Annotated in this window: 8 protein-coding genes and 1 pseudogene; 1 reads left to right on the forward strand and 8 read right to left on the reverse strand. The window is 70.9% G+C overall.

Going from position 1 to position 12550, the window contains the following annotated elements; translation table 11 throughout:
* Positions 1-138 precede the first annotated feature (138 nt).
* Positions 139-627: an Rv3235 family protein gene (locus tag ACQPXB_RS42010; RefSeq protein WP_432847424.1), complete on the forward strand. Its 489-nt coding sequence runs from the start codon at positions 139-141 to the stop codon at positions 625-627.
* A 203-nt stretch (positions 628-830) separates the two neighbouring features.
* Here the strand turns inward: ACQPXB_RS42010 and ACQPXB_RS42015 are convergent, their stop codons facing one another.
* The 8 genes and pseudogenes from ACQPXB_RS42015 to ACQPXB_RS42050 form a co-directional block, all read right to left on the reverse strand.
* A complete protein-coding gene (locus ACQPXB_RS42015; RefSeq protein WP_432847426.1) occupies positions 831-2039 on the reverse strand; it encodes a cytochrome P450 in 1209 nt (402 codons plus the stop codon).
* A 689-nt stretch (positions 2040-2728) separates the two neighbouring features.
* Positions 2729-5279 (reverse strand): annotated as a pseudogene (gene secA / locus ACQPXB_RS42020) (preprotein translocase subunit SecA); the annotation flags it as partial.
* Positions 5280-5538: 259 nt separating this feature from the next.
* On the reverse strand, positions 5539-6246 hold the full coding sequence (gene hpf, locus ACQPXB_RS42025) for a ribosome hibernation-promoting factor, HPF/YfiA family (RefSeq protein ID WP_366579733.1): 708 nt from the start codon (positions 6244-6246) through the stop codon (positions 5539-5541).
* 540 nt (positions 6247-6786) lie between these two features.
* Positions 6787-7614 carry a ComF family protein gene (locus ACQPXB_RS42030; RefSeq protein ID WP_432847428.1) on the reverse strand — a complete coding sequence of 276 codons (828 nt, stop codon included), beginning with the start codon at positions 7612-7614 and terminating at the stop codon, positions 6787-6789.
* Positions 7615-7693: 79 nt separating this feature from the next.
* The gene (locus ACQPXB_RS42035; protein WP_432847429.1) at positions 7694-9445 is read right to left on the reverse strand and encodes an LpqB family beta-propeller domain-containing protein; all 1752 of its coding nucleotides are present in this window, start codon (positions 9443-9445) and stop codon (positions 7694-7696) included.
* Positions 9442-11172 carry an MtrAB system histidine kinase MtrB gene (mtrB, locus tag ACQPXB_RS42040; protein WP_432847431.1) on the reverse strand — a complete coding sequence of 577 codons (1731 nt, stop codon included), beginning with the start codon at positions 11170-11172 and terminating at the stop codon, positions 9442-9444. Before mtrB ends, ACQPXB_RS42035 begins: the two co-directional genes overlap by 4 nt.
* Positions 11173-11233: 61 nt before the next feature.
* Positions 11234-11911 carry an MtrAB system response regulator MtrA gene (gene mtrA / locus ACQPXB_RS42045; RefSeq protein WP_139099890.1) on the reverse strand — a complete coding sequence of 226 codons (678 nt, stop codon included), beginning with the start codon at positions 11909-11911 and terminating at the stop codon, positions 11234-11236.
* A gap of 180 nt (positions 11912-12091) precedes the next feature.
* Entirely contained in the window at positions 12092-12421 is a 330-nt protein-coding gene (locus ACQPXB_RS42050; RefSeq protein ID WP_432847433.1) for a bifunctional 3-phenylpropionate/cinnamic acid dioxygenase ferredoxin subunit, read from the reverse strand.
* Positions 12422-12550: the final 129 nt, after the last annotated feature.

The raw sequence follows: 12550 nt of genomic DNA on the forward strand, positions 1-12550 counted from the left end.
GATGCGGGACATAGCGCAACTTGCAGATCGAAATGGGCGGTTTCGCGGATTTCGCCGGATCAGGCACCGACGGTCCCGGTTTCGGCTTTGCCCGGCCACTACCTGCAGCGGATCGTCCGCGTTTCAGGGGAGGAACACATGACGACCCACCGCCTCCGGGGCCTCGCGGGCAGCGAGCCCGCCACCCGGCCCCGCCCCGTCCGCCACATCACGCGGCACCGCCCGCCGGTGCGCGACCTGCCACCCGCGGGCCACAACGTGGTGCAGCTGCTGGGACCCCCGAGCGAACGCCAGCTGACCGGCCGCCTCAACGCCATCCTCGAAGTCCTCGGCGGCCGCCGCGCCGCGGCGCAGGTGCAGAACCTGGTGGACCCGGCCCTGTTCGCGCGGCTCCTGACCCACAGCCGCCTGCCTGCCGCACGCCACCGAATCGGCGCGCTGCACCTGTGTCATCCGACGGACCTCGCGCTGGAAGCCGCGACGACCATCCGGAGCGGACCTCGGGTGCTCGCCTTGGCGGCCCGCTTCGAACGCACGCGGACGGGGTGGGTGTGCACGCGGTTCCACTTGCTGGCCCCGCGCCTGGGTCCGGCGCGTGCCGTACCGGTGCGCCCGTCGGCTGCTTGATGGGACGGGTGTCCCAAACAGCAGGTCACGGCGTCAGGTCGCCGACGAGGTTCTCCGTTTCGCGAGGAGCCTGTCGCGGAATGGCGACCGGCCCGGTCAGCGCCGCTTCTTAGGCGCGGGCTTTCACGACGGGTCGGCGGTCGGGCCAGGTCGCCGGTTCTCGGCGCCGGCCGCTCGGTTCGCCGCGTAAGACCTCGCGGGCGTCAGCCGAGCGCCACCGGGAGGTGTGACAGGCCGCGCATGGTGATGGTCGGGTTCCAGGTCGGGGGGCCGGCCAGGTGGAGGGTGGGCGTGCGGACGGCGAGTTCGCGCAGGGCGGTCTGGCCTTCGAGGCGGGCCAGAGGCGAGCCGAGGCAGAAGTGGATGCCCTGGCCGAAGGCGAGGTGGCGGGAGGGCTCGCGAGTGGGGTCGAAGGTGTCCGGGTCCGGGTGGGTGGCGGGGTCGCGGTTGGCGGCGCCGATGAGGACGATGGCCTGGGCGCCGGGGGCGACGTCGGTGGTGCCGACGCGCGTGGGCTGCAGCGCGACGCGGCTGGTGAGCTGCACCGGGGAGTCGTGGCGCAGGACTTCTTCGACGGCGTTGGGCGCGAGGGCGCCGTCGTCACCCAGGGCGCGGAGGCCGGCTTCGGTGCCGAGGAGGGCGAGGACGCCGTTGCCGATGAGGTTGGTGGTGGTCTCGTGGCCGGCGACGAGCAGGAGGGTGAGCGTGACCAGCAGCTCGGCTTCGGTGAGCTTGTCGCCCTGGTCGGTGACGGCGACGAGGTCCGACAGGAGGTCCTCGCCGGGTTTGCGGCGGCGTTCCGCGGCCAGCTCGCGGAAATAGGCGTTGAACTCGCGGCCGGCTTCGCCCGCTTCCTCGAGTACCGCGTCGGCAACGAGGAACGAGGGGTCGAGCGCGCGGGCCAGCGCGTGCGACCACTCGGCGAAGCGTGAACGGTCGGCCGTCGGGACGCCGAGCATCTCGCTGATCACCTCGACCGGCAGCGGTGCGGCGAGCGCGGTCATCAGATCGGCCGAACCGGCTTCGATCAGGTCGGAGATCAGGCGCGCCGTGATGTCCTCGACCCGCGGGCGCAGGCGCTCGACCATCCGCGGCGTGAACGCCTTCGACACGAGCCGGCGCAGGCGCGTGTGGTCCGGCGGGTTGAGCCCGAGGAACGACACCACCGGGCGGCCCTCGGCGTCGACCAGGTCGTCCGGGTGCAGCGTGGCCGGGTCGAGAACCTCGGGCCGCGGGTGCCCGAACGCGGGATCGCGCACGACATCCGTCGCCTCCGCCAGCGCGCTCACCACGAGGAACCCCGGCGCGATCTCGGCGACGGGCTCGGCCTCGCGCCACTTGCGGTACAGCGGGTACGGATCCGCCTTGTGCTCGGGCGCGAACATCTGCGTGAAGGTTTCCAGGTCAGCCACAGCTCTCCCCCTCGACGGCACCACCATCGACCACGTTATGCGCGAACCCCGTTTGCGTCACGTGAAGGCGAGGCGAACCCCGCGACGCGCGCTTGACCACGCCGCCGGCGCCCACAAGCTGCCTCGGCGCCGGCCGAACACGGCGCGGCACCAGCCACACCAGGCGCGAACACCGGCCTCAGCACGAGAAAGCCGCGCCGGCGGCACTGGCCTGCGGTCACACCGCGTGCCGCCCGCGACCAGACCGTCCCCTGGCGTCGCCCGAACGCGGCCCGGCACAGCACACGAAAAGGGCGGACCGCGCGAATGCGGCCCGCCCTTTCGAAACCTGCGTCAGCGACGCGGGCCCTTCTTGCCCTTCTTCGCCTGTGCGCGCTCGGCGGCGCGGCGTTCGCGGCGGGTGTTGCCCGCGCCGGCGCTGTCGGAGTCGGCACTGTCCGAATGGGACTCCACGCCGCCGCCCTCGGCGGGGCCGGACATGGTCAGTCCGGATTGGACGCCGCCGCCGACGCCCTTGCCGCGCAAGGCCGACGGGACCGACTCGGTGTCGGTCGTGGGCGGCTGGGGCGGGGTCGGGCGCGAGTGGCGGCCGCTGTCGTTGCCGAAGGAGGCGGCCGCGGCGGCGGTGGCCGAGGTGACGCCCGCGGGCAGCGCCGACGGGTCCAGCTGCGGCGCGGGTTCCGGCTCGCTGCGTTCGACCTGGAGGTTGAACAGGAAGCCGACGGCCTCCTCCTTCAGCGAGTCGAGCATCGCGCGGAACATGTCGAAGCCCTCGCGCTGGTACTCGATCAGCGGGTCGCGCTGAGCGAGCGCCCGCATGCCGATGCCCTCCTTGAGGTAGTCCATCTCGTAGAGGTGCTCGCGCCACTTGCGGTCCAACACGGTCAGCATCACCTGGCGCTCGAGGCGGCGCATCGCGCCCTCCTCGCCCACCAGCTCGTCGATCTCCGCCTCGCGCTTGTTGTACGCGTCGATGGCGTCGTCGACCAGCGCCTGGCGCAGGCCCTCGGCGTCGAGGTCGCCTTCCTCCACCAGGTCGTCCCAGTTCAGGCCGACGGGGTAGAGCGTCTTGAGGGCGGTCCACAGCTGCTCGTGGTCCCAGTCCTCGGCGTAGCCCTCGGAAGTGGCGCCGTCGACGTACGCGCCGACCACGTCGATGGTCATGTGCTCGATCTGCTCACGCAGGTCCTCGCCCTCGAGCACGCGGTGGCGCTCGGCGTAGATCACCTTGCGCTGCTCGTTCATGACCTCGTCGTACTTGAGGACGTTCTTGCGCGTCTCCATGTTGAGCTGCTCGACCTGCGTCTGCGCGCTCTTGATGGCCTTGGAGACCATCTTGTGCTCGATCGGCACGTCGTCGGGCAGGCGCATCGTGGTCATCACGCGCTCCACCATCACGGCGTTGAACCGGCGCATGAGGTCGTCGCCCAGCGACAGGTAGAACCGCGACTCGCCCGGGTCGCCCTGACGGCCGGAACGGCCGCGCAGCTGGTTGTCGATGCGGCGGGACTCGTGGCGCTCGGTGCCCAGCACGTAGAGGCCGCCCGCGTCGCGGACCTGCTCGGCCTCTTCCTTGGCGCCGGCCTTGATCTCCTCGAGCACCTTCGGCCACGCGGCCTCGTACTCCTCGGAGTTCTCGACCGGGTCCAGGCCCTGCTCGCGCAGCTCCTGGTCGGCGATGATGTCCGGGTTGCCGCCCAGCACGATGTCGGTACCGCGGCCGGCCATGTTCGTGGCGACCGTGACCGCGCCCAGCTTGCCGGCGCGCGCGACGATCAGCGCCTCCCGGCCGTGGTACTTCGCGTTCAGCACCTCGTGGGGCACGCCCAGCTTCAGCAGCAGCTTCGAGAGGTGCTCGGACTTCTCGACGCTCGTGGTGCCGACCAGCACCGGCTGGCCCTTCTCGTGCCGCTCGGCGATGTCCTCGGCGACGGCCTCGAACTTGGCCTGCTCCGTCTTGTAGATCAAGTCGGCGCGGTCGGCGCGCACCATCGGCCGGTTGGTCGGGATCGGCACCACACCCAGCTTGTAGGTCTGGTGGAACTCCGCGGCCTCGGTCTCGGCCGTACCGGTCATGCCCGAGAGCTTGTTGTACAGGCGGAAGTAGTTCTGCAGCGTGATCGTGGCGAGCGTCTGGTTCTCGGCCTTGATCTCGACCTTCTCCTTGGCCTCGATCGCCTGGTGCATGCCCTCGTTGTAGCGGCGGCCCACCAGGATGCGGCCCGTGAACTCGTCGACGATCGTGACTTCACCGTCGCGGACGATGTAGTCCTTGTCCTTGTTGTAGAGCTCCTTGGCCTTCAACGCGTTGTTGAGGTAGCCGACCAGCGGCGTGTTTGCGGCCTCGTACAGGTTCTCGATGCCGAGCTGGTCCTCGACGAACCGCACGCCCTTCTCGGTGACCGCCACGGTGCGCTTGCGCACGTCGATCTCGTAGTGGTACTTCGAGTTGATCAGGTTGGCCTTCTCGACGCGCTCGCGCGAGCCCATCGTGGTGGTGTCGATGCCCTGCATCAGCGGCGCGAGGCGGGCGAACTCCATGTACCACCGCGACGACTGGTCCGCCGGGCCCGAGATGATCAGCGGCGTGCGCGCTTCGTCGATGAGGATCGAGTCGACCTCGTCCACGATCGCGTAGTTGTGCCCGCGCTGCACGCACTCGTCGAGCGACCACGTCATGTTGTCGCGCAGGTAGTCGAAGCCGAACTCGTTGTTCGTGCCGTAGGTGACGTCGGCCTCGTAGTGCCGGCGGCGCTCCTGCGGGTCCTGCTCGGCGAGGATCACGCCGACCTCGAGCCCGAGGAAGCGGTGGATGCGGCCCATCCACTCCGCGTCGCGCTTGGCGAGGTAGTCGTTGGTGGTGACGACGTGCACGCCCTTGCCGGACAGCCCGTTGAGGTACGCCGGGAGCACGCAGGTGAGGGTCTTGCCCTCACCGGTCTTCATCTCGGCGACCTGCCCGAGGTGCAGTGCGGCACCGCCCATGATCTGCACGTCGTAGGGCCGCTGGCCGAGCACCCGCTTGGCGGCTTCGCGGGCGACCGCGAAGGCCTCCGGGAGCAGCTCGTCGAGCGTCTCGCCCTTGCCGTACCGCTCTTTGAACTCGCCGGTCTTCGCCTGCAGTTCGGCGTCCGACAGGTCCTTCACGTCGTCTTCGAGGGTGTTGATGTGATCGGCGATGTTGCGCAGCCGCTTCACCATCTTGCCCTCACCCGCGCGGAGCAGGCGGTTCAGCACCATCCGGTCGACCTCACTAGCTGATCATGATCGCACCCGAGCCGGTCCCGGGCTTGTGGGCACGGCGCGCACTCGTAGTGCGGCGCCGCCGTCTCACCACATCGTAGGGAACACACAGTGGTCCGCGCACGCACGTGCTCGCAGAAGGTCACGAGAGGCCCCTTCGCACCCTACTCCCGGGACGCGGGTGGCCCGCACGCGCTCGCGTGCGGGCCACCCGTGGCGCCGGCCGGCTCCCCCCGGCCACGCCGGGTCGACGGGCTCAGCCGCCGAGCCGGATCACGCCGTAGTCGAAACCCTTCCGCCGGTACACGACACTCGGCCGCCCGGACTCGGAGTCGTTGAACAGGTAGAAGTCGTGGCCGACCAGCTCCATCTCGTAGAGAGCCTGGTCCACCGACATGGGGTCCGCGTTGTGCTTCTTCTCGCGGACGACGCGGCCGGGCTGGTAGCCCAGATCTTCGTCTTCCCAGCGTTTCTGCTGGGGCAGGGTGATCTCACCGGAGCTGACGGCCGCGAAACCTTCGGTGATCGGTTCGGCCGTGTCCGCGGCGGGTGCCTCCAGCACCGCCGTGCTCGCGGTGGGACGGGCGACGGCGTCCGGCGATCCGCCGGCCATCGCCATCGAGGTCGCCTCGGCGACCGACTCCGGGCGGCTGCGCCCGTAGTGCACGCGCCTCCGGTCGTGTGTCCGCCTCAGCCGGTTCTCCAGCTTCGTGACGGCGGAATCGAGCGCTGCGTAGAAGTCCGCGGCGCACGCTTCGGCGCGCACGGCCGGACCGCGGCCCTTCCCGGTGATCTCGACGCGCTGGCAGCTCTTCGCCTGCCGGCGGTTCGGCTCGTGGAACAACTCCACGTCGTACCGGATGACCTTCTTGTCGTAGCGCTCAAGACGGGCCAGCTTTTCGCTGACGAGTGCCCGGTAGTGGTCGGGCACCTCCACGTTGCGGCCCTTTACGACGATGTCCATACACGACCTCCCTCGCTGAGATGACTGCGAGCTGTTGTGTGTTCACACGGCGCCGGTACTGCGGGGACGGAGCCCGGATCTGGTGGGCTGAGAAGAACTCGATGGCCGGTCACGACGTCTCGTGGCGGATGCTCGAGCGCGGACTCAGCGCGCCTCCGGCGCCAGGGACATGGGCTGCACACCTCCCTGCCTGCGGGGATTGCTGATAGCGGAGCACGTTAGCTTCATCACGCCGCTCGCAACAGCCCCCGGGCCGGGGGATGTCACGATTCGGGAACCCATTACGGCGCGCAGCGAAACCCCCGTGTGCAGCCCGAAATCCCGCCCCTGACGGCCGAACGCGATCACTGCGTTTTCACGCTTACGGCGCAACGGTGCGGGAGCCCGGAAGCCGAGAGTCACGGCCCTGTGCGCCGCAGCCGCCACCCCGGTGGGGTGTTCGGCCGCCCGCGTGATTCCGAGCCTGACCCTCATGTCCCGACAACGGCCCGCCGTCGCGTCGCGTTCCCTCTTGACATCACTCGTGTAGGTGACGTCTGCTCACCCTGCGGCGAGCAACGCGACCACAGCCGACACGGCGACCCCGGCGTCGGTGAGTGCTCGTACGCACGCGACCGCCGTGGCACCCGTGGTGATCACGTCGTCGAGCACCACGACCCGGCTGCCCGGCGGAGGCCGGCCCGCGGGCACGAACCGCAGCCGCCCGGCCAGGTTGGCGACGCGCTCCGCCCGGCTGAGACCCACGGCGTCACGGGCGCCCTTCAACTCGAGAGCGGGCGCGACGAAGGCCTCGGCGCCCGTCCGGGCGAGACAGCGCGCGGCCGCCTCGGCAAGGCGCTGCACGTGCGGACCACCACGGAGGCGTGAAGCCGAGCGACGGCTCGGTGCCGGGACGAGACACCACGGCCCGGCGCGCGCGGAATCCCCGGCGGCGGCGGAATGCCCGGCGAACATGAGATCGCCGGCGACCGCGGAACCCCCGGCGGCCACGGGCTTTTCGAGCCGCGGACCGCCGCGCGAAGACCCGACGACGCCCGGTTCACCGAACGAAGGTCCACCGAGTGAGTGTCCCTCACAGCGCGGCCCGGCGCGGGGCACACCGGCCCGCGGCAATGCCGCCAGCGCGGACGCCAGCACCCGACCGAGTGCCGGCGCGACATCACGACGGCCACGCTCCTTGTAGGCGATCAGGACGCGCTTGGCCACGCCCTGGTAGCGGGCCAGCGCGTACGCCGGCGCGAGACCGGTCAGCGGCGCGCGGACCACCTCCGTGAGTGACCCCCACACCCGCGAACACTCCGCGCAGCACGGGACACCGCGGGCACCACAGCCGGCGCACCGGGCCGGGACGAGCAGATCGAGAACCATGACTCGCAGTGTGCACCCGGGCACCGACAGTTTCGGCGCCTCGAGCCCGCGCCGATCGAAAACGGGCGAGAAACCCTCGTCAGCCCGGGTAGAACGGCGACGCGTGCAGCATCGTGTGGGCCTGGGGCCGCCAGACCTCACCCAGTTCGGTGGCGTTCCACAGCCCGCCCGGGTCAGCCACCACGATGGGCCGGTTGGGCGCCGCCGTGACGGCCGTGACCGGCGCGGTCAGGTTCGAGCCGTTGAACGCGTCCATCCGGCGCCCGTCCACGGAAACGCGCTGCACGGGCTGCGAACTGGACGACGTGACGACCACCAGCGAGTCGGCCGTCGAACCCCAGTCGAGGTCCACGACGTCCGACAGGTCACCCGGCTGGAGCACGCGCGGCTCCCGCAGCGTCACGGTGTCGCCGTTGCGCACGACCGCCGCGACCACGAGCTGGCCGTTGACGATCGCCGCCACGCGGGCACCGTCTCGCGAGAGGCGCAGGGCGTCGATGTCGGAGCCGAGGGCGAGCAGGTCGTTGGCGTTCACGCTCTGGCGCAGCCAGTGGCCGGTCGGGTCGAGGACCATGCGGGCGACGATCGAGTGGTCCACCACGGTCCACACCTCGCCCGACGGACCGGCCTCACTCGGCGCCGGCCGCCAGGTCGGGCGGCTCAGCGAACCGCCGGAGAGGTCCACCAGCGGAAGGTCGCGGCCCAGGTCGCCGACGCGCAGCTGAACGCGGTCGCCGTTGCGCTCCACCACGGCGAGCCGCTTGCCGTCGATCGACTGCGCGGCGCTGACCACGGCGTACCCGCCGTTGCCCGCCGGCCCCGCGATGGGCGCGCCGTCGCCGAGCGAGCGGATGCGCCCGTCGACTGTCATCATGCCCAGCAGGTCGGCGCTCGGCGACGTGGCCGCGCTGTAGGAGGGCACGTCGCTGCTGCGCCAGTACTCGTGGCCGCGCACGAGCGGCTGGCCGTCGGCGAGCAGCCGGACGCGGGTGGACGTGACGGCCTGCATCGACAGCATGATCTGCGCCGCGATCAGCGTTCTCGTCTCCGGACTCGCCCCCGTGAGCCCCGAGAGCTGCACGAGCAGTGAGCCGTCGTCGCTGTTCTTGACGTTGGTGTCGAGCGTGACCTGGTCGCCCAGCAGGTTCTTCACGGCTCCGGCCAGCCCGGCCGACGGTCCCTGAAGGATCAGGTCCATCACGCGCCCGGGCAGGCCCGACTGCGGTTTCGCGGGCACATAGCGCAGGTCGGGCACGAAGGCGCCGGAGTCGGGCGAGTAGAAGCTCACGGCGACGCGGTTGTAGTTCGCCTCGAAGTCGTCGTCGGTCACCAGCAGCGTGGGCGGCGCGCTGGAGATCCGCCACTCTCCGTTCGGCTGCTTGCGCACCTGGATCGTCTGCTCGGCCGGGCCGGAGCCGGGGATGAACGCGCTGTCGGCGCTCAGCGTGCCGAGGGTGAACCCGCGCAGGCCCACGTTGCGCACGTTCGGGTCCGGCGGCGTCGTCGTGGACGGCGACGGAGGCGGTGTCTCGTAGACGGTGCTGAACGTGTTGTCGATGATCGTGATCGCCCGGCCGGGTTTCCACGCGCTGCGCTGCTGGTCGTCGAGGTACGCGCGCGCGGCCGCGTTGTTGGACCGGGGGTCGCCGTTGTTGCGGATGAACTCCCGCACGATGTCGAGCGGGGCGAGGCCGTGCTCCGGCTCGGGCGCGTCGTTGGCCAGCGGCGGCGTCGAGTCCACGGACACGACCAGCGGCTGCGACTCCAGCGGCACGTTGGCGCAGCCGGCGAGCAGCAACAAGCACGCCAGCACGGCGAAAACACGCCTCACCGGCCGACCTCCTCGCGGTCGGCGTCGCGTTCGGGATCACGGTCGGCGAGGATCGCGTCGGGTGCCGGCTGCACCTCGAGCACCGACGACGGCGACAGCGTGATCTCCGCCGTGGCGTCGGGTGGCGGCAGGCGCAGCGGGTTCTCCTCGATCGGCACGTTCTGGTGGCGCGGGAGCAAGAGCCGGAAGCAGGCGCCCTGGCCGAGCTCGCCCCACGCGTCGAGGACGCCGCCGTGCAGCCGCGCGTCCTCCTGGCTGATCGCCAGGCCGAGGCCGGTGCCGCCGGTGCGCCGGTTGCGCGACGGGTCGGCGCGCCAGAACCGGTTGAACACCAGGTCGGCCTCGCCAGTGCGCAGGCCCACGCCGTGGTCGCGCACGGTGATGGCCACCGCCGTCTCGTTCACGGCGACGGTGAGCTGCACGGGTTTGCCTTCGCTGTGGTCGACGGCGTTGCCCAGCAGGTTGCGCAGGATCCGCTCCACGCGCCGGGCGTCGACCTCGGCGGAGGCGTCCTCCTCGGGCAGGATCAGCTCGACGGAGCTGCCCGCGGTCCCGGCGATCACGCGCACCTGCTCGACGGCGCGCGTCGCGATCGGCCGCACGTCGATGTACTCGGCCGACAGTTCTTCGACGCCCGCGTCGAGGCGGCTGATCTCCAGCAGGTCGCCGAGCAGCGCCTCGAACCGGTCGAGCTCGTCGACCAGCAGCTCCGTGGACCGCGCGAGGCCGGCGGGGAACTGCTCGCGAGACGCGTGCAGCACGTCGGCGGCCATGCGGACCGTGGTGAGCGGGGTGCGCAGCTCGTGGGAGACGTCGGAGGTGAACCGGCGCTGCAGCCCGCCGAACTCCTCGAGCTGGCGGATCTGGCGCTGGATGCTCGCGGCCATGCCGTTGTACGACACGGCGAGCTTCGCCAGGTCGTCTTCCCCGACCACGGCGAGGCGCTGCTCCAGGTCCCCGCCCGCGAACTGCTCGGCCGCCGCGGCGGCCTGGCGGACGGGCCGCACCACCTGCCGGACCACCAGGTTCGTGATGCCGGCCAGCAACAGCAGCAGCACGAGCCCGCCGACGAGCAGCGTGTTCTGCACGGTCGACACGGTGTTCTGCTCGCTGGTCAGCGGGAACAGCAAGTACAGCTGCAGCGGGCTCGCCACCGAGCTCAGCGGCGTGCCCACGATGAGGTACGTGGTCGTCGCGCCGTTCTCGGAGACGGTGTGCTCGACGCGCGCGAGGTTGTCGCCCTCCACGAACTGGCGCAGCCGCACCGGCACCGACGTGAACGGCCCCACGAACACCGGGTCGGCGTCGGACTGGTCGCGTCCGACGCTCGCGAGCACCGGCTCGAACGTGCCCGCCGTGGACCCCGTGGGCGACGCCGAAGTCGTGGAGATCTTTTTCAACGCGTTCTCAAGCCGGGTGTGCAGCGCGTCCGGCGACTCGCCGCCGACGCCCACCAGTTCACGCGCCGCGGTGTCCGCCAGCGCCTGCGTCTGCTCGACTGCGGCCTTGCGTTTGGTGTCGAGCAGGCGCTCGGTTATCTGGTTCTGCAGCACCATGCCCAGCACGAAAACCACGGCGGCCGACAGCGCGAGCGTCGAGATCGTCACGCGGAACTGCAGCGAGTGGCGCCACAGCTCGTTGAACGCCACCACCCGGCGGCGCGCCAAGACCACGAGGCGCCGGACGAGGCGCACCGTGGCTCGGGCGAAAGCGGTCGGCCGTCCCACCTTCGGGTGACTCTTCGTCCCGGCGGGTGGGCCGGCTGCCGCGGAAGCCGTCATCGGGCCATCACGGCGGGCCGGCCTTGTAACCGACGCCGCGCACCGTCAACACCACCTCAGGGTGCTCCGGGTCCTTCTCGACCTTCGAACGCAGACGCTGGACGTGCACGTTGACCAGCCGCGTGTCCGCCGCGTGGCGGTAGCCCCACACCTGCTCCAGCAGCACTTCGCGGGTGAAGACCTGGCGCGGCTTGCGGGCCAGCGCCACGAGCAGGTCGAACTCCAGCGGCGTGAGCGGGATGGCCTTGCCCTCGCGAGTGACCTCGTGGCCCGGCACGTCGATCGCCAGGTCGCCGATGGTCAGCGACTCGGCGGGCTCGGCCTCGGTGCGGCGCAGGCGGGCGCGCACCCGGGCGACGAGCTCCTTCGGCTTGAACGGCTTGACCACGTAGTCGTCGGCACCGGACTCCAGGCCCAGCACTATGTCGACGGTGTCGCTCTTGGCGGTCAGCATCACGATCGGCACACCGGACTCGGCGCGGATCGCCTTGCAGACGTCGATGCCGTTCATGCCGGGCAGCATCAGGTCCAGCAGGACCAGGTCCGGTTTGAGCTCGCGCAGCGCCGGCAGCGCGCGCGAACCGTCCGCGACCACCGCGGTGTCGAACCCCTCGCCGCGGAGCACGATGGTGAGCATCTCCGCCAGCGCGGGGTCGTCGTCGACCACCAAGACACGTGCCTTCATGAGCACATGTTCGCACTACTTGCGCCGCCGTCGAGCACGACCCGCGCGTTTGACCACCAGAAAGATCAAGATCGCGAGCCCGGGTTGCTCCATCCGGGCGTGCCGGAGCAGGCGTTGGACGGCCCGTGAAGGCTCCCGGGCAGGCGCTCGGGAACCCCCACGGGCCTCGGGTGGGAAGAGCTACGCGACACCCTCGCCGAGGACGGCCGGCACCGGCGCGTCGACGAACACCACACCGTCGGTGACCACCACGGAGTAGGTGCGGACGGGGTCCTTCGCGGGCAGGCACGTCGGCGCGCCGGTGCGCAGGTCGAACTGGGCCGCGTGCAGCGGGCACTCCACGAAGCAGCCTTCGAGCCAGCCGTCGGCGAGCGAGGCGTCCTGGTGGGTGCAGGTGTCGTCGATCGCGTAGAAGCCGGTGGCGGCGTGGAAAACGGCGATCGGGGTCGGGCCGTCGATGCGGAGGGACTCGCCCTCGGGCAGGTCGGCGACGGCGCAGGCACGGATCATCGGGAAGCCTCCGGGAAACGGGTCACGGGAACCGGGAGCGGTGAGTGAATGTTGCGCATGGCGCGTTGATGTGCACTGTGCGCAACAGTGCGGCCCGCCGGCCCCCGCCGTCAAGGGATTCGCCCGCTC

This window comes from Amycolatopsis sp. CA-161197, assembly GCF_050942255.1.
Classification (GTDB): domain Bacteria; phylum Actinomycetota; class Actinomycetes; order Mycobacteriales; family Pseudonocardiaceae; genus Amycolatopsis.